Genomic DNA, 22,922 nt, shown 5'->3' with positions numbered 1-22,922 from the left:
CCCGGCTTCGCTTCGCGAAGCCGCCCTCTCCCACAGGGGGAGAGGGACCGAATTCGCCGCCCTCGCTAATGCATCCCCAGCACCCGCGGCAGCCACAGCGTCAAATCGGGCCAGTAGGTCACGATGACGAGGAAGCCGAGCATGGTGATCAGCCACGGCAGCACCGCGACCGCGAGCTCGGTTATTCGCATTCGCGCGATCATCGAGGCGACATAGAGGTTGAGGCCGACAGGCGGATGGCAAAGGCCGACCTCCATGTTGACGTCCATCACGATGCCGAAATGCACGAGGTCGATGCCGAGCTTCTTGGCCGCCGGCGCCAGGATCGGCGCCATGATCAGGATGATGGAGTTCGGCTCCATGAAGTTGCCGGCGAGCAGCAGCAGCACGTTGACCACCAGCAGGAAGCCGACCCAGCCGAGGTTCTGCGCGGCGATCCAGTCGGCAAGTGTCGCCGGCAGGTTCTCGTTGGAGAGCACGAAGGAGAACAGCACCGCGTTGGTGACGATGTAGAGCAGCATCGCGCTGGTGTTGGCGGCGCGGAGCAGCACTCGCGGCACGTCCTTCAGCCCGATGGCCTTGTACACGAACACCGCGATGACGAAGGAGTAGACCGCGGCCATCGCCGCCGCCTCGGTGGCGGTGAACAGGCCGCTGTAGATGCCGCCGATGATGATGACGACCAGCATCAATCCCCAGATGCTCTCGCGGAAGGTGCGGACGGTCTCGCCCCAGCTCGCCTTCGGCATCCGCGGATAGTCGCGCTTGCGCGCGAGCCACCAGGTGACGATACAGAGCATCGTCGTCAGCATGATGCCGGGCAAGAGGCCCGCGACGAACAGCGCGCCGATCGAGGTATTGGTGGAGACCGCGTAGACGATCTTCGGGATCGACGGCAGCATCAGGATGCCGAGCGAACCCGCGACCGTGATGATGCCGGCGCCGAAATGCATGGGATAGCCGTGGCGGACCATCTCGGGCAGCACGATCGCGCCGATCGCGGCGACGGTCGCGACGCTCGAGCCGCAGACCAGCGCGAACATCGCGCAGGCGACGATGCCGGCAAGGCCGAGACCGCCGTGCCAGTGGCCGATCAGCGAGGTCGCGAAATTGATCATGCGGCGCGCGACGCCGCCATGGGTGAGGAAATTGCCGGCGAGGATGAAGAACGGGATCGCCATGATCTCGAAGCCCTCGATGCCCGTGAAGAGCTTCATCGAGACCGCCTCGATCGGCACCGTGGTCAGCGTGAACAGGAACGTCATCACGGTGAGGCCGAGCGCGATCGAGACCGGGATGCCGGTCAGCATCAGCGCGATCAGCAGCGCGAAGACGGTCGCGGCCCGCATCCAGTGCGGCAGCAGCACCACGCCGAACTTCTCGGCGAGGCACATGGCGAAGATCAGGATCGGCGCCAGGATCAGGATGACGCCGAGCGGTGACACTTTTCGCGCGGCGGCTTTGGTCTCGGCGCCGGCGGGCTGCGGATGCAGCGCGGGCGAGACGTCGGCCTCCACGCCTTCGACATGAGTCTCGTCGTGGTGCGGCAGCTCGCCGGTCCAGTAGTAGAACCATGAGACCTGGAGGAAGCGGAAGCACATCAGGCCGGAGCCGAGCGGGATCGCCAGATAGACGAACCACATCGGCGCTTCCAGATCGTTGGACTGCTGCCCGGTGTGGAACATCTCCTTCACGAAGGAGGCGCCGAAGGCGGCGATCATGCCGGTGAACAGCGCGCCGCAGAGCAGCGCGAACAGGATCACGTGCTTGCGCGAATGTTCGGGAAGGCGGTTGACGAGCAGGTCGACGCCGACATGGATGCCGGTGCGCACGCCATAGGCCGCGCCGAACTTCGCCATCCAGATGAACATGTAGATGCAGAGTTCCTGCGCCCATGACAGGTCGAGCTCGGACAGGAAGGTGAACACCGTCATCGACAGCGTCGCGAGCCAGGTCATCCCGTGCGCGGTCGCCCAGCGCGACAGGACGATCGACTCGCCCGCGCCATAGCGGTGCATGACCGCGATGAAGATCAGGCCGGTTGCGGCCGCAATGAGCGTCGCGATCAACCATTCTTCGAGATGATTAAGCGCCTGATTGAGCACGCGAAGCAAATCAAGGTCCCCCTACCGATGCGAAACGGCCGGGAGTGCACACACTCCCGACCGTTTGTATTATTTCTCCGGAAATCGCGTCAGTTCATCTTGACGTCGAGTTCCTTGGCGACGAGATCGAGCACTTCCTGCCCGACCCGCCCCTTGGCCCATTTGTAAGTCGGCTGCATCGCTTCCTGCCACGCCTTGCGATCGGCGTCAGTGAGATAATGCAGCGTAGTCTTGCCCGCCTTCTTGATCTCGGCGAGCGCGTCCTCGTTCTCCTGGCGCGCGATCGAATTGGTGTAGTCGGTCGCCTCGTTCATCGCCTTCTCGAGCTGGGCGCGAATGTCGGGCGGCAAGCCGGACCAGAATTTGGAGTTGACGATGACCGCATATTGCAGATGGGCATGATAGGACACGGTGATGTCCTTCTGTACCTCGTAGAACTTCTGCGTCCAGTAGTTGGACGCGGTATTCTCGCAGCCGTCGACCACGCCGGTCTGCAGCGCCTGGTAGACCTCGGAGAACGCCATGATCTGCGGGATCGAACCCATCAGGCGGAAGTACTGGTCCGCGATCTTCGATCCGGAGATGCGGAATTTCAGGCCCTTGAAATCCTCCGGCTTCATCAGCGACCGATTCGACGACACCATGTGGAAGCCGTTGTCCCAATAGGCGAGGCCGGTGATGCCCTTGGCCTCCAGCTTCTGGAACAGCCACTTGCCGACCGTGCCCTTCATCGCATTGGCATAGGTCTCGTCGTCCTTGAACAGCCAGGGCAGGTCGAGTGCCTCGAATTCCTTGATCCCGAGCGGCGCGAATTTCGCGGTCGAGGGCGCGAGCATCTGCACCGAACCGAGCTGGAGCGCCTCGATCTCCTCCTTGTCCTTGTAGAGCGAGGAGTTCGGATAGACCTCGATCTTGACCTTGCCGTCGGTGTACTTCTCGGCGAGCTCCTTGAACTTCAGCGCACCCTTGCCCTTCGGGGTGTCGTTGGCGACGACATGGCTGAACTTGATGACAATGGGACTCTGGGCCTGGGCAATCGCCGGAGCCAAAGCAAACGTGGCCGCTGCGACCGCAAGAAGCAGTTTGCGCATGAAGGACCTCCCCAATACCCCTAGGAAACCGGGTTCTTTTTGTTTTGCAGGCCAGTAGTGGCAGCAATCCGCCAGCCGAACAACTAGACCTAAGCCCAATTTTCCCGCAGCCAAGCTAGCTTGTCTGCCACTGAGCGCGCAACCCGGGGCTGGCCCCTCTCCCGGGCTACCGCATATGAGATCCGAGGCTTACCGAAGGTGCTCGGCCTGCATGGTGCGAGACGCCCGCTTTGGCGGGCTCCTCACCATGAAGGTCTGATGTCACGCCGCAAGACACGACGAACGCTTATGTCGCATTGCGGCAATGCCCTCAGCCCTTGCGCTGGGCGACCATGAACAGACGCCGGAACGGGAACAGCGTCTGCCCCGCCGCATTCTTCGGATACGCCTTCGCAACCCGCATCCCATAGGCCGCCTCAAAGGCAGCCTTCTCGTCGCCCGCGAGCACGTCGAGATAGCGCGTCAGCCAGGTCCCCTTGGTCCATTCCTTCACGGGGTTCTCGCCTTCGAGCACCTGAAGATATTCGGTCTCCCAGATGTCGATATTGACGGACATCGGCGCAAGAAGATCATGATAGAAGGCCGGCCCCTCGACCGGCGGCGGGGTGACGAGATGCTCGACCTTTGAGCGCCACGGTCCGTTCAGCGCGGTCTCGCCGATCAGCACGTGTGAAGGCGCCAGAAAGTTGCGCGGCATCTGCACCGCCAGCATGCCGCCGGGCACGACCTTCTCCATCAGCGAGGGAAACAGTGCCGCATGATTGGGCAGCCAGTGCAGTGCGGCATTGGAATAGATCAGGTCATATGGCTTGGCGGGACGCCATCGGCCGAGGTCTTCATGGGACCATTGCACGTCCGGCGCCGCCTTGCGGCCGGCGGCAACCATCTCCGCCGAGCCCTCGACGCCGGTCACGGTCGCATCCGGCCAGCGCTCCCGGATCAGCTTGGTGACGTTGCCCGCGCCTGCGCCGAGATCGGCGATCTCGCGCGGCGCGAAATCCGGAATCCGCATCAGGAGGTCGACAGCGGGCCGGAGCCGGTGGCCGGAGAACTTCAGATATTGCTGCGGATCCCAGACCATCGTTCGACGCCTTTTGTTTTTCGTGTTTCCTTCAACGTGGCTCTTGGTTACCACTGCTCGTCCCGGTCAGGCAATTCGTCCTGGCAGGGATGGGCAGGAAACGGCAACAAGCAAAAGCAAACAAGAGAGCGTGCGACCATGGACCTCGGGCTCAAATCGAAAACCGCTGTCGTCACCGGCGCGAGCATCGGCATCGGCCGCGCCATCGCCAAGGGCCTGGCGGCCGAAGGCGTGCGCGTCGTCGGCGTGGCGCGGCGGACCGATCTCCTTGCCGAGCTGGTGAGCGAAGTCGGCGGCGGACTGATCACGCCGTTCGAGCAGGACGTGATGGCCAAGGACGCCGCGGAGAAGATCGCAGCCTTCGCCGTGAGCGAGCTCGGCCATGTCGACATCCTCGTCAACAATGCCGGCGGCAGCCGGCCCCTGCCCGTCGATGCGCCCGACAGCAAATGGGATGAGGCGATCGCGCTGAACTTCACCAGCTACCGCCGCATCGCGCATGCGCTGTTGCCGCAGATGATCGAACGCAAATGGGGCCGCATCGTCAACATCACCGGCAAGTCCGAGCCGGAAGGCCTGAACGCGGCCTTTGCCGCGAAGGCCGCCGTGCACGCCTGGGCCAAGGGCCTGTCGCGCGAGATCGGCGAGCACGGCATCACCATCAACTGCATCCCGCCCGGCCGCATCATGAGCGAGCAGATCCGTCGCAACTATCCGCCGGACTATCGCGAGCGTTTTGCGGAAGAAGAGATCCCGGTCGGCTATTGGGGCGAACCGGAGGATCTCGCGGCACTCGCGGTGTTCCTGGCCTCGCCGGTGGCGCGGTACATCACGGGGACGGTGATCCCGGTGGATGGGGGGCTGCGGCGGTATCAGTTCTAGGATGGGGCTCTGAAACCGATCGGGCACGAGAGCATGACATGTTCGCTGTGCTCTCGGGAGCGGCTGGCGTCAGCCTGCCTTGACGAGTTGGCCGCAGGCCAACAGCGGGCACGTTGCGGGCAATGACCACGTTGTCAAACGCGTTCAAAAGGTAAGGAGTATCTCGGCTAGAGATTGCGCATGTGACCGATCAAAGCCGCCAACTCGTTCTGTCGATGCGTGGCCGTTTTGCTGAAGACCGCCTTGATCTGGTTGCGGACCGTTTCGCGGGACAGCGCCAGGTCGTCGGCGATCATTTCCGGCGACCATCCAGCAGCTATCAGTCGCGCCACCTTTGCCTCGGCCGCCGTCAGCGCAAAGATTGCCGAGAGCAATTCAATTTCAGATTTACGGACGACCTCCATGTCGGTGAGCGTCAGGATGAACCTCGCCCCCAGAAATGGCGATCGAGCCGCCCCCGGTACGGGCAACAGCTTGATGACGATCGGACGCTTGGTCTCTCGCCGCGCGACAATGATGTCGCCAATGCGGCTGCCGGCGCGAAGACGGAGCTCCCGATCGGAGTTAGTCAACCTCGCGTCAAGAGCACGAGTTGCCTTGCCATCTCGCATGTACAATCTGTTGTTATGGACGCGGAAGTCGGCATCGAAGATTTCGGCCGCCGCCGCATTGATCTCCAGCACGCGCCCCATGCTGGTCATTGACAGCGCCGGCTCGTTGATCGAATCGAAAGCGCTCAAAGACCCGAGCAACACCTGCCTTCCCACTGCATGGGAGAGCGTGGCGGCCTCGGTCAGCGCGTCCGAGAGCAGCGCAAACGCCTTCAGATCGTCATCTTCGAAGGCTCCTTCCCCACGCTTGCGCTGTAGCGCGAGGGCCCACATTGCCGGCCCTGCCCAAAAGGAAATCGCCGACCACCATTGAAATCCAAGCTGTCCGAGATGTCTGTAGAGGGGAGTCTTGAGCATGTCTCGCTCGGAGGAGAAGATATCCTGGTCGCGCAGAACCTTCCTGCCGGAAAGCAGTAGCGGAACTCCCCTGACGGCACGAACGTCCTCCACGTGAAGATTGGCGGCAAAGTAGCCCTGGAAAGCCTCTTTCGTCGAAGGCGTCACCGGGACATCGGAAGTCCGGACATCACTCTGGAGCAGCCCCGCACCGGACGTCGCTGCCGCGGAGCAAATGTCCTCCATGAGCGGTATCCACTGGCCGGGGTCCAGCACCACTTCGCCCAACCGGGCTTTCGACTGCTCCAATCGCTGGAAATCAAAACGCCGCAATCGCATCACCCAAAAAGAAATCGTCCATATTCGGACAATCCTTGGATACTTGCCCGCCGCTGTCAATCGACACCGGCTCTGGATAACGTGCTGCGCGCATTGGGTTCTCGAGCAATTCCGCAGGCATGACCCAACTGGGTCATGCGCGAATGGCCGGCCTTCGCCACTCTATCCCGATCCTGGAGGTTGGGACGAATGGACGAAACGCACAGCGGGATTGATTTGGACGAGCTTGACCGGGAGGTGGGCGACTTCTGCCGCTTCTTTGAGCTGATGCCGAGGGATCCAGCAGCGGCAATGCACGGGACAGCCTCTCAAATGCACGCTCTTTGCTGCGCCTTGGCCAAGCTTCCGGCTCCGGCATGGAACTCACCGAATATTCAAAGGCTCCTCGCACCCGCCCGTCATCTCCACGCCCGCTCCTCATTTGTCCGCAGACTTCAGGAGTGGCCGCGCGGCTATCCCGGTGATTTCGAAACTGTCGAACTGCTCGCAGCCGGCGCGAGCCTGCCGACCACGGCCGATCCGGGCGACTGGATCGAATGGCACGCACTCAATACCGCCATCGTGCAACAGCATCGAAACAGGATCTGGTGGCAGTACCTCAAGATGTGCGCCACGACGCCGGGGCGCATCCTCTCGATTGGGTGTGGCGGAGGTGCCGACTTCCAGATCGCACCACATCGATTTACGGGATCCACGGTCGTTCTCGTGGATCTCGACAGGCAAGCCCTGGCTCTCGCCGAAGAGCGACTGAGCCGTTATTGCGATGTTCACATCGTCTGCGGCGACGTGAGACGGGCGATCCGACAGGTCCAGGACGAAGGCCCGTTCGATGTCGTCGTCTGCGGCTGCCTGTCCGACTACCTCGACGACCGAACGATCATTTCCGTTCTGGGGGAATTGCGCTGCCGCCTTCTGAGGGTCGGTGGCTCGATCGTCTTCACCAATATCGCCGCAGGGAATCCGTTTCGCGTGTGGATGGAGGCCATCGCAGACTGGAAGCTGGTTCATCGCTCCGAGCCGGAACTTCGGAAAATCGCGACGGCGGCCGGTTTCGATCGCCTCGATTTTTCCGTCCGACGGGACCCGACCGGCTTAACTCACCTTGTCGAACTCAGCGTCCCGTAGCCCCGTGGCAGGCGCCAGGATCATGCCGCGCGATGCCGTGTCCCGACCTCTGCTGTCCACGCTCGAGATTAAGGTAACGACTTCATTGTCCGGCATCAGACAGCTTTTTCATTGCATGCGAGTTGCCGCTCGCGTGAACGGATTCGTGGAAGCATCGATATTTGAAACCATACTGCCGTCAGCTCAGGTAACGCTGTCCTTGGATTATTCATGCGTACGCTGCTCGTCATTTTAGGCATTTGGCTGTTGCTCAACATCCTTTTTGTCGTCGTCGTGATCCCGCCGCGAAAACCGCGGCCGTCCCGCGCCGACGGCCGGTCAGCCGGTCTTTCGCCAGTACCAGTCCGCCATGATGCCGCTACGCCCGGCGAGGATCCCCCCGTTTCGCTTCGCCATGTGATCATCGCGATTGCGCTCGGCGCCTTCTTTTCGCTGAGCCCGCCCCTTCTCGAAGCGTACGATATGCTCCGCAGCAGGCTGCGGCGCCTGCGGGGGCAGAGCAATGACGAGAGCTCGACGGAGCAAGAGACATTGCAATCCATCCTTGCGAAGCTCAGGGCCGAATACGACGAACGTTCATCGAGCGGCCTCTCGGACAAGGATGACGGCGACCGGCGCTGATCGGGAAAACGTCCATCGCTTCGACTCCTCGAAGACCGCCCGGCGCATCACGGGCGAACAGACCCGCGACAATTTTCCGCCGGACTATCGCGAGCGCCTTTCTGAGGAAGACATCCCCGTCGGCTGTCGGGCGAGCCGGAGTCATGGGACGCAACGCCGGGCCGCGTTCACACAAAGTTGCTGCTGTGATGCGAAGGCGTGACGAGGGATATCGCGCGGCGACGAAAAATCGGCACATTCCGATCCCCAACAATCAACGCCCGTGCTGCAGCCGCTCCGCGGACTGCGAATGGGCGAAACCTCCTGCCTATGGAAGCACCACAGGCCCCCCGTCCATGCCAATTCGTAACAGGAGACCCGCAACATGCTCATTTGGGATCGGAAATCGGGAGGGCATCAGCGCTGCTCTACCTGTTGCGGCCCGTCCTGGTCGCGGCGCGGCTTTCTCGCGGGAGTGGGTGCGCTCGGCCTTGCCTCGGCCATCCCGGCCGTTGCGGTGCGCGGACAGACCAGGCCGGCGCTGATCGATACCCACCTTCATTTCTATCCGCCCGAATACCAGAAGCTTTGGCTTGGCTACGAAGACGCCCGCAAGCAGCCGCACTTTCCCGGTCAGGTTGCCTGGACCCGCGAGAAGCTCGTCGAGGACATGGACCGCAATGGCATACGCACAGGCATCCTGTCGGTCGCCTCCACGCCAGGGGTGTGGTTCGACCTCGGGCCGGCGGAAGCTGGCCGGCTCGCGCGCACCTGCAACGAGTACGCGGCGGACATGATGCGCGACCATCCGGGCCGTTTCGGCCTGTTCGCAACCTTGTCGATGCTGGATGTCGATGCCACGCTCAAGGAGATCGAATATGCGCTCGACACGCTGAAGGCGGACGGGATCGGGCTGCAAAGCAGCTACGGCGACAAATGGCTCGGCAATGCCGCCTACAGGCCGGTGTTCGAAGAGCTGAACCGTCGCAAGGCGGTCGTTTATGTGCATCCGCTGGTCGCGAGTTGCTGCAGCGCGCTCAGCGTCGGCACGTTTCCCGCGGTGATCGAAGTCCCGCACGACACCACACGTACGGTGACGAGCCTTCTGCTCAGCGGTGCATTTGCCCGCCACCGCGACATCAAATGGCTGTTCTCGCACGCCGGCGGCACGATTCCGATGATGGCCGGGCGCATCAATTCGTTCTATGGGGCGCGGCCCGATCTCAAGGAGTTTGCGCCGGAGGGGATCGAAGGCGAGCTACGCCGGCTTCACTACGACACCGCGAATGCAACGTTCGCGCCGTCCATGGCCGCGCTGCTCAAGCTCGTACCCGCCTCCCAGATCACCTACGGCACCGACTATCCGTATTTCGGCCTTGGCCAGTTCGCGCAGTTGCAGAAGCTTGGCCTTTCGACTGAGGATCTCGATGCGATTGGCCATGAGAACGCGATTCGTCTCGTTCCGCGGTTGCAGGCCTAGAGCATCGGGCAGCGTCTCCTGACGGCGCGGCGGTGCCGCGACCCCGACGCTTGATCTAGATCAAGCCCGCCACGGCAACGCCACGCCGGAATCAATTGTCGATGGTGGCGCAGAAAGCGCCGCCCGTAGCCAAGGAGATGATCGATCATGACCTCCTCGAAGTCTTTGCGCACCCTCATTCTCGCCGGAGCCGGCGCCCTGCTGCCCGCTATGGGTGTCCAGGCCGGGCCGATCCCGACGCATCTGGCGACGATGAAATCGATGGTCGATCAGAACACCACTGAAGTGCGATGGGTCGGCGGCTGGCGTGGCGGCTATGGCTATCGCGGCGTCGGGTGGGGCTACCGCGGCGGCTGGGGCTATCGCGGCTACGGTTATCGCGGACTCGGCTATGGCGTTGCCGGCGCCGTCGGCGGCGGCGCGATTGCGCGGAGCGCCTATTATGGCAGCTATGGCGGTTATCCCGCCTACGGCTACAGCTACCCGCCCGCGTCCTATTACGGTTATAGCGGCGACTATGGCTATGGCTATGGCTATGGCGACGACAATTGCCTGCCCTCCGGCAGCTACTGGGCCTATTAGCGAAAACGCATTCGCCGTTCCGGAGGATGGCTTGCCGCGGGCCGCCATTTCCCGGACGAGCTAGTTCACCCTCGTGCCGACGGGCAACAGCACCTCATCCCTCGCCCGCCGGCGGGACGACATACAAGGTCAGCGCAAACACTGCGTAGATGAAGATCATCAGCGCGCCGACGAACCATGCCGAGCGTCCGCTGGCCGTGATGAACGCCGACGTGACCGTGGCGATCATCACCATGGTGACGGCGCCCGGCCAGAACTGCAGGTTCATCGGCGTCGGCCCCACGACGTAGCTGAGCAGCACCAGCGCGGGGGCGACGAACAGCGCGATCTGCGAGGCGCTGCCGAGCGCGATGCTGACGACCATGTCGAGCCGGTCCTTGCGCGCCGCGCCGAACGCCACCGCAAATTCGGCGGCAGCGCCGACCAGCGAAACGATGATGAAGCCGACAAAGGCCGGGCTCATCCCGAAGGTTTCCGCCGCCTTCTGCACCGATTCCACGAAGATTTCGCTGACCAGCGCGACCAGCACCGTGACGACCAGCAGCGTGCCGACGGCGATGCCGATCGGCCAATGCGCCTCCTTGTCGTCGCCATGATCGGCGCTTGCGAACAATTCCTTGTGCGTCCCGAGCGAGAACAACAGGCCGAGCGCGTAAGCGAAGATCAGCAGGACTGAAATGCCGACGCTGAGCTTGTTCAAGATGCCTCCGCCCTGCGGCAGGTGCTCGAGATCGGCGACCGCGGAAGGCGCAAGCAGGGCGACGGTTGCCATCAGCAATAGGCCCGACGAGAGCCGCGCGCCGGCACGGTTGTACTCCTGCACGTGGTAGCGCAGGCCGCCGAGCAGCAGGCAGGCCCCTAACATGAACACCGCGTTGGTCACGATCGCGCCCGCAATCGAGGCCTTTACCAGCATGTACTGGCCTGCACGCAGCGCCGTGATGGCGATGATCAGCTCCGTCAGATTGCCGAGCGTCGCATTGAGCAGTCCGCCCACGGCATCGCCGGTCTTCGCCGCGACCGCTTCGGTGGCGTGGCTGAGCAGCGCCGCCAGCGGCACGATCGCAAGCACCGCCAGCACGAAGAGGAGCGTGTGGGAATGCGGGGCAGCCGCCTCGGCCAGCAGCACGATGGGCACGAAGACCAGCATCCAGAGCAAGGGCGTATTCCGGATTTCCCTGAGCAGGGTTTGCATGTCGGCCGCCCTTTCCATGGATGCGCTGATGGAAGGGTCGGGCGGGCCTGCGAGGCGAGTATTGATCTGCCTCAACGTGGGCCGGAGGAGACGCCCCGCCGTGCGGTCCGAGGCTCACATTGCGCGTGACGAGAACGCGCCATGGCCCAGTCCCCGATCGCCGCCAGCATCGCATCCTGCCAGTGTTTTGCCCGACGGGTCAACGCGATCGCAGCTGCGGATGTCGCCGCGACGCATCGCAAAAATCCCTTATCGATCAAGGGGTGTTCTACTGTGCATGGGGTTGTTTTTCGACTCTTTTTGTTTCGCCCAAAAAAGAGCCGGAAAGCACGCTCCGAAGCACCTCAAGCCCCCTGCAAGATCTCCGCAATCGCAGCCCCCGCCGCGATCGTGCCGAGCCTGCCGCCGACATCGCGCGTTGCCCTGCCCTCGCCGATCGCCTTCGCCACCGCCGTCTCGATCGCACGCGCGGCCTCCTCGTAGCGCACCGCGCCGCTCCTCTCGCCATGCCAGGCCAGCAGCAGCGCGGTCGACAGGATCAGCGAGACCGGATTGGCGACGTCCTGCCCGGCGATGTCAGGCGCCGAGCCGTGTGCCGCCTGCGCCATGGCATAGCGGTCGCCGACATTGAGCGAGCCGCCGAGGCCGAGACTGCCGGACAGCTCGGCCGTGAGATCGGACAGGATGTCGCCGAACATGTTGGTGGCGACGATGACGTCGAAGCGATCGGGGTTGCGCACGACATGCGCCATCATGGCGTCGACCAGGATGTCGTCGACTTCGAGGCCGGCATAGCCCTTCGCCGCCGCGCGACAGATGTCCAGGAACATCCCGTCGCCGATCTTGAGCACATTGGCCTTGTGCACGATCGTGAGGTGCCTGCGCCGCTTCATCGCGAGACGGCAGGCGGCGTGCGCGATGCGCTCGCAGCACGCCCGCGTGATCCGGCGCAGCGAGATCGCGACGTCAGGCGTGACCAGCATCTCGCCATTGCCCTGCTCCATGTTGCGATCGGCGTAGAAGCCTTCGGTGTTCTCGCGCACCACGACGAGGTCGAAATCGCCGAGGCGGCCTGGCCGCCCGGCATAGGTGCGCGCCGGCCTGACATTGGCGTAGAGGTCGAGGTTCTTGCGGAAGTGCCTGGACGGATTGATCTCGCCATGCGCCTCATCCTTGAAGTCGAAGGTCGCGGTCGGCCCCAGGATCAGGCCGTCGGCGCCGCGGACGATGTCGAGCAGCTCGGGCCGCACCGTCGTGCCGAACTGCTTCAGGCTCGCGTGCCCGACCGCGTGCTCCTCCAGCCGCAGATTGAGCTGGAAGCGCTCCGAGGCCGCGCGCAGCACACCCGATGTCGCGGTCGTGATCTCCGGTCCGATGCCGTCACCGGGCAGAACGACGAGTTGCATGACGTTTCCCCAAAATTGCAGCGCCGGCGCGATCATACGCCAGAGCCCGGCGGCATCGCCTCATCTTCGCGCATACACAGCATGCAAGCATATGCCTGTGGAAGCGGCCTGCGGCGTAGTACATGCCAAAAGTCCGCCTAGCCACGCCGCCGGAGCAACGCGCCAACGCAATGACGATCACGTTACCTGCCGCCGCGCGCGAGCCCGACCATCCCATCGCCGACGGCTTGCCGGCCGCGCAGCGGCGCTGGGCGATCGCCGCCATCTTCACCGCGCTGGCGATGGCTTCGCTCGACACCGCGATCGCCAACATCGCGCTGCCCGCCATTGCCGCCGACCTGCATGTCAGTCCGGAGCAGTCGGTCTGGGTCGTCAACGTCTACCAGATCGCGCTGGTGGCAACGCTCTTGCCGCTCGGCGCGCTCGGCGAGATCGTCGGGCACCAGCGCATCTATCTCGGCGGCCTGATCCTGTTCACCATCGCCTCACTGTTCTGCGCGGTGGCATGGTCGCTGGACAGCCTGCTGGTCGCGCGCACGCTGCAGGGCCTCGGAGCCAGCGGCATCATGAGCGTCAACACGGCGCTGGTGCGCTTCGTCTATCCCGGAAGGATGCTGGGCCGCGGCTTCGGCCACAACGCGCTGGTGGTCGCGACCGCCTTCACCTTCGGGCCCTCGATCGCCTCCGCAATCCTCGCGCTCGGCCCCTGGCCGTGGTTGTTTGCCGTCAACATCCCCTTCGGCCTCGTTGCGATCGGCATCGGCTTTGCGATGCTGCCGAAGACGCCGCGGGCCGATCACGGTTTTGATTTTCTCGGCGCGATCCTGGCGTCGGCCTGCCTTGGCCTGTTCATCACGGGCATCGGCAGCGCCGCGCACAATCTGTCGCCGGTCGTCGTGGGCATCGAGCTCGTCACGGCCCTCGCGCTCGGCTTCATCCTGACGCGCCGCCACGCCGATCACCCCGCGCCGATGCTGCCGATCGATTTGTTCAGCCGGCCGATGTTCGCGCTGTCGGCGGCAACGGCGGTGTGCTCCTTCGCGGTGCAGGGCCTCGCCTTCGTCTCGCTGCCGTTCTATTTCGAGGACGTGCTGGGACGCTCGCAGGTCGAGACCGGCTTCTTCATGACACCGTGGCCGCTGGTGGTCGGCATCATGGCGCCGATCGCGGGGCGCCTGTCGGACCGGCATGCGGTCGGGCTGCTCGGCGGCATCGGCCTCGTGCTGCTCGGCCTCGGCATGGCGCTGCTCGCCATGCTGCCGGCCAACCCCGCCATCGCCGACATCATCTGGCGGATGGTGATCTGCGGCATGGGGTTCGGCTTCTTCCAGGCGCCGAACATGAAGGCGGTGATGTCGAGCGCGCCGCCGCATCGCAGCGGCAGCGCCTCCGGCATCGTCGCCACCGCGCGCCTGACCGGACAGACGACAGGGGCCGCGCTCGCGGCGCTCTGCTTCGCCCTCGCCGGCCACGACGGCGCGACCGTCGCGCTGGCGCTCGGCGCGGGCTTTGCCGCGCTCGGCAGCGTGATGAGCTTCCTGCGGCTGGCGGTAAAGTAAGGCCCTCAGGCCAGGTGCCGCGCCACCGTCACGTCGACCGTTGCCGCCGGGATGACCGTCTCGTCGTCGAGCGCGGCGAGGCGCGTGTCGATGGCGGCGATGACCTTGCGCGAGAACGGCCCGAGATGCGCATAGGCCGCGATCATCTGCACCGCGATCCGCGCCGATGACGTGTCGCGCTTGGCGCAGTTCATGAAGGTCTGCCAGAGCGGCCCGCGCGCTTCGGGGATCGCCGTGACCACGCGGTGCACGGTCTCCATCGCGCCGAGCTTGGCACGGATATCGCCCTCCGCAAGCGCGTGGCGCTGCCGCGAACGGTCGAGCAGCGTCATCAAGCGGTCGATGCGTCCGGCATAGGCAGCCGGGCTGTAGATGCGCTCCAGCACCCGCTTGTAATCCATCAGGATGTCGCGCAGCGGGCGCACCGGATCGAAGTTGATCCCATCCGTGCACTGATCGGCGCCGATGGTCGGCGCCAGATCGTGGCCCGGGTGCAGCCGGCCTTCGCGCTCCAGGCGGCGCGTCAGCTGCGTGTTGGGCAACGCATAGAGCAGGCCGACCATGCTGACGGGGATCGCCGCCTCCTCGATGAATTCGATCATGGCCTCCGCCATCGAGAGCTTCTCATTGTCGAAGCCGACGATGAAGCCCGCGGTGACGAGAATGCCGGCGGCGTAGATCTTGTGGATGCTCTCGGCGATGTTGCGCCGCGTGTTCTGCTTCTTCCGCATCGCGACCAGCGTCGCCGGATCCGGACTTTCGATGCCGACGAAGATGCCGAAGAAATTGGCCGCCCCCATTTGCTCCAGCAGTTCCGGATCGTCGGCGAGGTTGATCGAGGCTTCGGTGGAGAATTCGAACGGATAGCCGTGGGCGCGCTGCCATTCGGCGAGCTGCGGGAGGAACAGCCGCAGCGACTTCTTGTTGCCGATGAAATTGTCGTCGACGAAGTCGAGGTGGCCGCGGTAGCCCATCCGGTAGAGCGTCTCGAGCTCGACGAACATCTGCTCGGCCGTCTTGGTTCGCGGCACGCGTCCGTAGAGCTCGATGATGTCGCAGAACTCGCAGGTGAACGGGCAGCCGCGCGAATACTGCACACCGATATAGAGATAATCTTCGAATTTGAGCAGGTCGAACCGCGGCACCGGCGTCCTGGTGACGTCGGCCTGGAATTTCGGCGCAGTGAAGACGCCGGAGCGCGCACCGCCCTCCCAGGCCGCGATGAATTCGTCGATGACACTCTCGGCCTCGCCGAGCACCCGGAAGTCGGCCCTCTCATAGATGTGGGGGCTCGAGGTCGGATCGGGGCCGCCGACGACCACCGGCTTGCCCGCAGCGCGGCATAGCTCGATCAGGCGCAGCGTGTCGGCCTGCTGCGGCAGCATTCCGCCGGTGAAGACGACGTCGGCCCAGGCGAGATCCTCGTCACCCAGGGGCGACGTGTTGCAGTCGATGAGGCGCACCGTCCAGTCGGCAGGCAGCATCGCGGCAACGGTTATCAGGCCGAGGGGAGCTGCGGGTCGCTTCACGCCCATCAGCTTGCAGGATTCGCCAAAACTCCAGAACGACTCCGCGGTGAACAGCGGGTAGAGCATCAACACGTTGCAGGGGCTCGGCACGTCCATGGAACTCCTCTGGCTTCGACTCAGTGTACCAGAGCGACCTCGTCTTGCATCCCGGCAAAAGGGGACAAACTGTCGCCGCAATGCAGCGGTGATCGGGCCTGGAACCGGCGTTCACGGCCGGGCGTCGCCCCAAGCCGCGGATTGGCGCCTGGAACCCGGCCCGCGGCGAAGCGAGCAATCAGCAGCGTTCGCTCGCAAGCAGCTTCCGCCTGCTCGCCAGGACATCGCTGCACCAGGCGAAGAACGCGCCGAGAAACTCGCGGCCGGGCGCGTCAGTGCGGGCATGCTGCCCAACGTCTCGAAGCCCTTCTCCATCCGCGAGGCATTGCGCGCCAGCAGGGCGCGGATGTCGCTGCGGACCGGACTGGGATAGAGCTCGTCTTTTGCTGATGATCCGGATCGCATTCTCGTTTGCGACACCAAACGCCCTCAGCTTGTGACGGGCCATTTCATGAACGATCGCCTCCGCGGTCGCGAGCGGGCAATTGACTGCAACACCGAACACCCAACAATCTTCCCGGCGCCCCCCGATCTCTTTGACGGCCACCCCGCGGACTGTTGATTTGAACAGTTCCAATTTGCCGGACACATTGCGCCCCTGAGTCCAATCGGTGGATTGGACCAATCAGGGGACTGCGATGGCAAACCTTACAATCAACGGAAAATCCCTCACACTCGACGTCGAGCCGGATACGCCGCTGCTTTGGGCGATCCGCGAGAATGCCGGGCTGACCGGCACCAAATATGGCTGCGGCATTGCACAATGCGGCGCCTGCACGGTTCACATCGACGGCATCGCGACCCGCGCCTGCGGCGTTTCGGTCGCCGAGGCCGAAGGCAAGAAGATCACCACGATCGAGGGGCTGGCGTCCGGCAGCACGCTGCACAAGGTGCAGGAAGCCTGGATCGCCAAGGACGTTCCGCAATGCGGCTATTGCCAGAGTGGCATGATCATGGCGGTGGCAGCGCTGCTGAACGAGAAGCCGAAGCCGACCGACGCCGACATCGATGAGGCCATCACCAATATCTGCCGCTGCGGCACCTTCCAGCAGGTGCGCGAAGCGATCCACACGATCGCCAGCGCGTAAGGAACCGCCCCATGAACAAGCACGTCTCTCCCAAGATGAACCGCCGTGCCTTCGTCATCGGCACCGCCGCGGTCGGCGCAGGCCTCGCAATTGGCCTCGATATCCCCTTCGGCGGTCCCGCCGTGGTGCGCGCAGCCGACGGCTCGCCCGAAATCGGCGCCTGGGTCGTGGTCAGGCCCGACGACACCGTCGTGATCCGCATCGCCCGCTCCGAGATGGGCCAGGGCTCGCTCACCGGCCTCGCCCAACTCGTCGCCGAGGAACTCGAATGCGACTGGTCGAAGGTCTCGACCGAATATCCGACACCCGGCCAGAGCGTCGCCCGCAAGCGCGTCTGGGGCGATTTCTCGACCGGTGGCAGCCGCGGCATCCGCTCTTCGCAGGACTATGTCCGCAAGGGCGGCGCCACCGCGCGCGTGATGCTGATCCAGGCCGCCGCCGATTCGTGGAAAGTGCCGGCGTCGGAATGCACCGCCGCGAAGAGCGTCATCACCCATACGCCGTCGGGCAGGACCACAACCTACGGCAAGGTCGCCGAGGCTGCGGCCAAGCTGACGCCGCCGGCCGACGTCAAGCTGAAGGATCCGAAGGACTGGAAGCTGATCGGCAAGGGCGTGCTGCGCCTCGACACCGCCGACAAGACCACCGGCACGATGGTCTACGGCATCGACGTCAAGCTGCCGGGCATGCTGAACGCCGCGATCAAGGACTGCCCGGTGTTCGGCGGCAAGCTGAAGAGCTATGACGAGGCCAAGATCGCCGGCATGAAAGGCGTCAAGAAGGTCGTCAAGGTCGGCGATACCGCGGTCGCGGTCGTTGCCGACACCTGGTGGCACGCCAAGACCGCGCTGGAAGCGCTGCCGATCGTCTGGGACGAAGGCGACAACGCCAAGGTCTCCAGCGAGTCGATTGCGAAGTGGCTGGCGGAAGGCCTCGACAACGGGCAGCCGGCCTATGTCGGCAACAAGAACGGCGACGCCAAGGCGGCGATTGCCGGCGCCGTCAAGAAGGTCGAGGCCGTCTACAACTACCCTTACCAGAACCACGCCACGATGGAGCCGATGAACGCCACGGCGCTCTACACCGCGGACAAATGCGAGGTCTGGTGCGGCACGCAGAACGGCGAGGCAGCCTTCGCGGCGGTGCTGGAGGCCTCCGGCCTGCCGGCAGAGAAGTGCGACGTGCACAAGGTAATGCCTGGCGGCGGCTTCGGCCGGCGCGGCCAGACCGACTACGTCCGCCAGGCGGTCATGATCGCCAAGCAGATGCCGGGCACGCCGGTCAAGCTGTTGTGGTCGCGCGAAGAGGACATGGCGCACGGCAGGTATCACCCGATCACCCAGTGCAAGATGACCGGCGCGTTCGACGCCGACAACAACCTGGTCGCGCTGCACTACCGCCTGTCGGGACAGTCGATCCTGTTCTCGCTTCGCCCCGAAGCGCTCCAGAACGGAATGGACCCGGCCGCGTTCCAGGGTGTCGCCCAATCCGGCGAGGCCGCGTTCGGCTATTCGGTGCCGAACCTGCTGATCGAGCATGCGATGCGCAATCCGCACGTTCCGCCCGGCTTCTGGCGCGGCGTCAACGTCAATCACAACGCGATCTACATGGAATGCTTCATGGACGAGCTGGCCCATGCCGCAGGCCAGGACCCGCTCGAGTTCCGCCGCAAGCTGATGGGCAATCACCCCAAGCATCTGGCGGTGCTCAATGCCGTGGCCGAGAAGATCGGCTGGACCACGCCGGCGCCGCAAGGCGTCTATCGCGGCATCGCGCAGGTGATGGGCTATGGCAGCTACGTCGCCGGCGCCGCCGAGATCTCGGTGACCGACGGCAACAAGATCAAGGTGCACCGCATCGTCGCCTCCACCGACCCCGGCTACGTCGTCAATCCGGCGCAGGTGGAACGGCAGATCGCGGGCTCCTTCGTCTATGGCCTGTCCGCGCTGTTCTACGGCGGCTGCACCGTCAAGGACGGCAAGATCGAGCAAACCAACTTCGACACCTACAACTCGATGCGCATCAACGAGATGCCGAAGGTGGAATCGGTGATGGTGCCGAGCGGCGGATTCTGGGGCGGTGTCGGTGAGCCGACCATCGGTGTTGCCGCACCGGCCGTGCTCAACGCGTACTTCGCCGCGACCGGCAAGCGCATCCGTTCCGTTCCGCTGCGCGACCAGAACATCACTTTCGCCTAGAGCATGATCCGGACCCGAAGGGCCGCGTTAGCGCAAAGAGCGAAGCGGTTTTCCGAGAAGATCACGCTCAAGCAACAACTCGCGGCGGCCACGACGGCCGCCGCGGCATTTTCCGGATGAGACCCATGAATGCGCCGGTGACACGGCGGAATACCGTCCTCGGCATCACCGCCGCGGCCACATCGTACGCAGTACCTTCAATCCTGCGCGCGCAATCGGCGGGCCGCGTCGTCGTGGTCGGCGGCGGCTTTGGCGGCGCGGCCTGTGCCCGCGCGCTCAAACGCGCCGACGCCAAATTGCAGGTGACGCTGATCGAGCCGAACAAGGTCTTCACATCCTGCCCGTTCAGCAACGAGGTGATCGCAGGCCTGCGCGAGATCGAGGCGCAGCAGCTCGGCTATGACAAGCTTGTCGCCGAAGGCATCACCGTCGTTGCCCAGGCGGCAACAACCGTCGATCCCGAAAGGCGCAGCGTCACGACGACCGACGGCGCCACGCTCACTTACGACCGCCTCGTGCTCTCGCCCGGCATCGACTTCCATGTCGAAGCCCTGCCCGGCTACGACGAGGCGGCGTCGGAAAAGATGCCGCACGCCTGGAAGGCCGGCGCACAGACGCTGCTGTTGCGCCGGCAGTTGGAGGCGATGGAAGACGGTGGCACGGTCGCCATCGCAATCCCGGCCAATCCATCGCGCTGTCCGCCGGCGCCTTACGAGCGCGCCAGCCTGATCGGGCATTACCTGAAGACGAAGAAGCCGCGCTCGAAGGTGCTGGTCCTCGATGCCAAGGACAATTTCTCGCAGCAGCGGCTGTTCGAGCGGGCCTGGAAGGAGCTCTATGGCGACATGATCGAACGCATCGCGCTGTCGCAGGGCGGCCGCGTGACCTCCGTTGACGCTTCGACGAAGACCATCATCACCGAGTTCGGCAACTACACCCCCGACGTCGCCAACGTCATCCCGCCGCAACGCGCCGGCCACCTCGCCCAGATTGCGGGCGCAGCGGATGCGACCGGCTGGTGCCCGATCGATCCTGTAACTTTCGAGTCGAAGCTCGTCCCGAACATCCACGTCATCGGCGATGCCTGCCTCGGCGGCGGCATTCCCAAATCGGCGTCGGCCGCAAGCGCGCAAGGCAAGGCCTGCGCCGCCGCGATCGTCAACCTGCTCGCAGGCCGCGCCCCGGAGACGCCGCGGCTCACCGGTGTCTGCTACACCACCGTCGCACCCGGTTACGGCTTTTCGCTCGCCGGCAACTACCAGCCCAGAGGCGATATCTTTGCCGAGGTCGAGGGCGGCGCGACCAGCCCGGTCGATGCCCCGCGCGAGCTGCGCGCCCGCGAGGCTGACGAGGCCGCGCGCTGGTTTCAAACCATCACGGCAGACACCTTTGGCTAGGGCAATGATGGGACGAGCCTGCCGCCACGAGCACGACGCGCTCCCTCCCCCGCGTGCGGGGGAGGGCTGGGGAGAGGGTGTCTCCGCCCGCGAGACCCCCCAAGAGGAAAGAGCCCTCACCCGCCGCTACGCGGCGACCTCTCCCGCAAGCGGGAGAGGTAAGAGGAGTTCGCGGCGGCCTCAGTCATTCAATCCAAGATCTGCGATTGCGGTATTCATCGTAGCGAGCCTTGCCTTGGCCTTGCCCACCCAAGCGGACGAGCTCGCGCCTTACACAATCGTCGGCGACGGCATTCCGGCTTCGCTCACCGCTACGCCCGGCGATGCCGCGCGCGGACGCGCGCTGGTGCTCGCGCGCACGACGACCTGCATCCTCTGCCATTCCGGCCCGTTTCCGGAAACGCGGTTCCAGGGCGACCTCGCGCCGGATCTCTCCGGCGCCGGGAACCGGTGGTCGGTGAGCCAGTTGCGGCTTCGTCTGGTCGATGCGTCGCGCTTCAACGCGGAGACCATCATGCCGTCCTATTATCGCAATGATGGCCTCGTCCGGGTCGGGCGCAATTTCGCCGGCAAACCGATATTGTCGGCCGCGGAGATCGAGGACATCGTCGCCTACCTTGCAACGCTTCGGGACTAGGACTGCTCATGCCAACCACGCGACGACAATTCCTGAGCCTTGCCGGAGGCATCACCGCCGCCGGAACGATCCCGATCGTCACGCTGCGGCCGCTGGAGGCGACGCCCGCGATGCTCAACACGGCGATCCGCAACGTCGTCGGTGAGGCCCCGATTCGCACCGGCAGGGTGAAGCTCGACATTCCGCCGCTGGTCGAGAACGGCAACACCGTGCCGATGACCGTGAGCGTCGCAAGCCCGATGACGCCTGATGACTACGTCAAGAGCATCCACGTCTTCAACGAGAAGAACCCGCAGCCGAACATCGGCAATTTCCATCTCGGCCCGTGGGCCGGCCGAGCCCAGGTTTCGACGCGGATCCGGCTCGCCGACACCCAGAAGGTGGTCGCGATCGCGCGTCTCTCCGATGACAGCTTCTGGCAGGTCGCCGCCGACATCGTCGTGACGCTGGCCGCCTGCACCGAGGAGCTGAACTGATGGCCGCGCTGATCAACGTTCCGGCAAAGGCCAAGCGCGGCGACGTCATCGAAATCCGCACGCTGACCTCGCACATCATGGAAACCGGCTTCCGCCACACCGCGGACGGCAAGCTGGTGCCGCGCGACATCATCACGAGCTTCACCTGCTGCTACAACGGCGCGGAGATCTTTCGCGCCGATCTGTTTCCGGCGATCGCCGCGAACCCCTACCTTTCGTTCTTCACGGTCGCGAAAGAGAGCGGCAAGTTCGAGTTCGAATGGACCGGCGACAACGGCTATTCGTCCACCGCCTCGGCATCGATCACGGTCGAATGAAATTTTGGCGCGCGATAGCGGTGGCGACATTGCTGGCCGCGGCTCCTGCCCTGCTTGCCGGCGAGATTGCGCCCGAGGCGCGCCGCTCCGGCTACGCTTTCATGGGGCCGGACACGCGCGCCATGCAGGATGACGACACCGCCAATCCGGGCATGCTGTTCGTGCTCGATGGCGAGGCGCTCTGGACGAAGAAGACCGGCAGCGCGGAGAAGGCCTGTGCGGATTGCCACGGCGATGCGCGGGGCAGCATGAAGGGCGTCGCGGCGCGCTATCCCGCTTTCGAGAAGGCGGTGGGCCGTCCCATCACACTCGATCAACGCATCAATCTCTGCCGCGCCAATCATCAGCAGGCAACGCCGCTCCCCTACGAGAGCCGCGACCTGCTGGCGCTGTCCGCCTTCGTCGCCCACCAGTCGCGCGGCGTCGCGATCACGGCCGGCGACGACCCGCAACTCAAGCAATTCGTCGAACAGGGCCGCGACCTCTTCATGCAGCGCGAGGGCCAGCTCAACCTCGCCTGCACCAATTGCCACGACGACAACTTTGACAGGCATCTGGCGGGCGCTCCGATCACGCAAGCGCAGCCGACCGGCTATCCGCTGTATCGGCTGGAATGGCAGACGCTGGGGTCGCTGGAGCGGCGTCTGCGCAGCTGCATGTCCGGCGTGCGCGCCCAGGCCTACGACTACGGCGCCCCAGAGCTCGTCGCGCTCGAGCTCTATTTGATGTCGCGGGCGCGCGGCCTGCCGATGGAAACACCGGCCGTGCGGCCCTGATTCCTTCGAATTAGGA

Annotated in this window: 21 protein-coding genes and 1 pseudogene; 13 read left to right on the top strand and 9 right to left on the bottom strand. The window is 64.6% G+C overall.

From position 1 onward, the window contains the following. Window positions 1-65: 65 nt before the first annotated feature. The 4 genes and pseudogenes from ACE10W_RS10595 to ACE10W_RS10580 form a co-directional block, all read right to left on the bottom strand. Window positions 66-1,349 (bottom strand): TRAP transporter large permease, encoded by a 1,284-nt coding sequence (locus tag ACE10W_RS10595; protein ID WP_028174752.1) that lies wholly within the window; start codon window positions 1,347-1,349, stop codon window positions 66-68. 291 nt (window positions 1,350-1,640) lie between these two features. Then, window positions 1,641-1,859: pseudogene (locus ACE10W_RS10590) on the bottom strand (TRAP transporter small permease); the annotation flags it as partial. Window positions 1,860-2,194: 335 nt separating this feature from the next. Then, complete coding sequence (locus ACE10W_RS10585; RefSeq protein ID WP_028174751.1) at window positions 2,195-3,196, bottom strand: DctP family TRAP transporter solute-binding subunit; 1,002 nt, start codon at window positions 3,194-3,196, stop codon at window positions 2,195-2,197. Between the two features lie 310 nt (window positions 3,197-3,506). Then, window positions 3,507-4,277, bottom strand: coding sequence for a methyltransferase domain-containing protein (locus ACE10W_RS10580; protein ID WP_161535947.1), 771 nt, complete (start codon window positions 4,275-4,277; stop codon window positions 3,507-3,509). 138 nt (window positions 4,278-4,415) lie between these two features. Here ACE10W_RS10580 and ACE10W_RS10575 point away from each other — a divergent pair, with 138 nt between their 5' ends. Beyond that, complete coding sequence (locus ACE10W_RS10575) at window positions 4,416-5,159, top strand: SDR family NAD(P)-dependent oxidoreductase (RefSeq protein ID WP_011085532.1); 744 nt, start codon at window positions 4,416-4,418, stop codon at window positions 5,157-5,159. 167 nt (window positions 5,160-5,326) lie between these two features. Here the strand turns inward: ACE10W_RS10575 and ACE10W_RS10570 are convergent, their stop codons facing one another. Next, window positions 5,327-6,439 (bottom strand): helix-turn-helix transcriptional regulator, encoded by a 1,113-nt coding sequence (locus ACE10W_RS10570; RefSeq protein ID WP_161535948.1) that lies wholly within the window; start codon window positions 6,437-6,439, stop codon window positions 5,327-5,329. A 195-nt stretch (window positions 6,440-6,634) separates the two neighbouring features. On the opposite strand from ACE10W_RS10570, the gene ACE10W_RS10565 reads away from it, so the two are divergent. The 4 genes from ACE10W_RS10565 to ACE10W_RS10550 all read left to right on the top strand — a co-directional run bounded on the left by ACE10W_RS10565 (window position 6,635) and on the right by ACE10W_RS10550 (window position 10,232). Beyond that, window positions 6,635-7,570, top strand: a complete 936-nt coding sequence (locus ACE10W_RS10565; RefSeq protein WP_304551435.1) for a class I SAM-dependent methyltransferase — start codon at window positions 6,635-6,637, stop codon at window positions 7,568-7,570. A 210-nt stretch (window positions 7,571-7,780) separates the two neighbouring features. Then, window positions 7,781-8,191: a hypothetical protein gene (locus ACE10W_RS10560; protein ID WP_304551434.1), complete on the top strand. Its 411-nt coding sequence runs from the start codon at window positions 7,781-7,783 to the stop codon at window positions 8,189-8,191. 364 nt (window positions 8,192-8,555) lie between these two features. Next, window positions 8,556-9,650 carry an amidohydrolase family protein gene (locus tag ACE10W_RS10555; RefSeq protein ID WP_011085528.1) on the top strand — a complete coding sequence of 365 codons (1,095 nt, stop codon included), beginning with the start codon at window positions 8,556-8,558 and terminating at the stop codon, window positions 9,648-9,650. Window positions 9,651-9,797: 147 nt separating this feature from the next. Continuing rightward, window positions 9,798-10,232 (top strand): hypothetical protein, encoded by a 435-nt coding sequence (locus ACE10W_RS10550; RefSeq protein WP_304551433.1) that lies wholly within the window; start codon window positions 9,798-9,800, stop codon window positions 10,230-10,232. Window positions 10,233-10,326: 94 nt separating this feature from the next. On the opposite strand, the gene cax is transcribed toward ACE10W_RS10550, so the two are convergent. Then, window positions 10,327-11,427: a calcium/proton exchanger gene (cax, locus tag ACE10W_RS10545; protein WP_304551431.1), complete on the bottom strand. Its 1,101-nt coding sequence runs from the start codon at window positions 11,425-11,427 to the stop codon at window positions 10,327-10,329. 344 nt (window positions 11,428-11,771) lie between these two features. Then, window positions 11,772-12,833, bottom strand: coding sequence for an isocitrate/isopropylmalate dehydrogenase family protein (locus tag ACE10W_RS10540; protein WP_304551429.1), 1,062 nt, complete (start codon window positions 12,831-12,833; stop codon window positions 11,772-11,774). Between the two features lie 170 nt (window positions 12,834-13,003). Between ACE10W_RS10540 and ACE10W_RS10535 the strand changes: the two genes are divergently transcribed. Next, window positions 13,004-14,392, top strand: a complete 1,389-nt coding sequence (locus ACE10W_RS10535) for an MFS transporter (protein ID WP_161535953.1) — start codon at window positions 13,004-13,006, stop codon at window positions 14,390-14,392. 5 nt (window positions 14,393-14,397) lie between these two features. Here ACE10W_RS10535 and ACE10W_RS10530 read toward each other — a convergent pair whose 3' ends face one another. Then, complete coding sequence (locus tag ACE10W_RS10530; RefSeq protein ID WP_161535954.1) at window positions 14,398-16,017, bottom strand: B12-binding domain-containing radical SAM protein; 1,620 nt, start codon at window positions 16,015-16,017, stop codon at window positions 14,398-14,400. A gap of 178 nt (window positions 16,018-16,195) precedes the next feature. Further along, window positions 16,196-16,606 carry a hypothetical protein gene (locus ACE10W_RS10525; RefSeq protein WP_231166665.1) on the bottom strand — a complete coding sequence of 137 codons (411 nt, stop codon included), beginning with the start codon at window positions 16,604-16,606 and terminating at the stop codon, window positions 16,196-16,198. A 49-nt stretch (window positions 16,607-16,655) separates the two neighbouring features. On the opposite strand from ACE10W_RS10525, the gene ACE10W_RS10520 reads away from it, so the two are divergent. The 7 genes from ACE10W_RS10520 to soxA all read left to right on the top strand — a co-directional run bounded on the left by ACE10W_RS10520 (window position 16,656) and on the right by soxA (window position 22,906). Next, on the top strand, window positions 16,656-17,105 hold the full coding sequence (locus ACE10W_RS10520; RefSeq protein ID WP_028174739.1) for a (2Fe-2S)-binding protein: 450 nt from the start codon (window positions 16,656-16,658) through the stop codon (window positions 17,103-17,105). An 11-nt stretch (window positions 17,106-17,116) separates the two neighbouring features. Further along, window positions 17,117-19,303, top strand: a complete 2,187-nt coding sequence (locus ACE10W_RS10515) for a molybdopterin cofactor-binding domain-containing protein (RefSeq protein WP_028174738.1) — start codon at window positions 17,117-17,119, stop codon at window positions 19,301-19,303. Window positions 19,304-19,428: 125 nt separating this feature from the next. Beyond that, on the top strand, window positions 19,429-20,700 hold the full coding sequence (locus ACE10W_RS10510) for an NAD(P)/FAD-dependent oxidoreductase (RefSeq protein WP_028174737.1): 1,272 nt from the start codon (window positions 19,429-19,431) through the stop codon (window positions 20,698-20,700). A gap of 235 nt (window positions 20,701-20,935) precedes the next feature. After that, window positions 20,936-21,337: a sulfur oxidation c-type cytochrome SoxX gene (gene soxX / locus ACE10W_RS10505; RefSeq protein ID WP_231166664.1), complete on the top strand. Its 402-nt coding sequence runs from the start codon at window positions 20,936-20,938 to the stop codon at window positions 21,335-21,337. A gap of 8 nt (window positions 21,338-21,345) precedes the next feature. Continuing rightward, window positions 21,346-21,813 (top strand): SoxY-related AACIE arm protein, encoded by a 468-nt coding sequence (locus ACE10W_RS10500; protein ID WP_028174735.1) that lies wholly within the window; start codon window positions 21,346-21,348, stop codon window positions 21,811-21,813. Beyond that, window positions 21,813-22,130, top strand: coding sequence for a thiosulfate oxidation carrier complex protein SoxZ (gene soxZ / locus ACE10W_RS10495; RefSeq protein WP_304551424.1), 318 nt, complete (start codon window positions 21,813-21,815; stop codon window positions 22,128-22,130). Before ACE10W_RS10500 ends, soxZ begins: the two co-directional genes overlap by 1 nt. Further along, the gene (gene soxA / locus ACE10W_RS10490) at window positions 22,127-22,906 is read left to right on the top strand and encodes a sulfur oxidation c-type cytochrome SoxA (protein ID WP_028174733.1); all 780 of its coding nucleotides are present in this window, start codon (window positions 22,127-22,129) and stop codon (window positions 22,904-22,906) included. Before soxZ ends, soxA begins: the two co-directional genes overlap by 4 nt. Window positions 22,907-22,922: the final 16 nt, after the last annotated feature.

It is taken from the genome of Bradyrhizobium sp. B025 (assembly GCF_042257955.1).
Lineage (GTDB): Bacteria > Pseudomonadota > Alphaproteobacteria > Rhizobiales > Xanthobacteraceae > Bradyrhizobium > Bradyrhizobium diazoefficiens.
The sequence above is the reverse complement of the archived record's forward strand: the minus strand, read 5'-3'. Positions and strand labels throughout refer to the sequence as shown.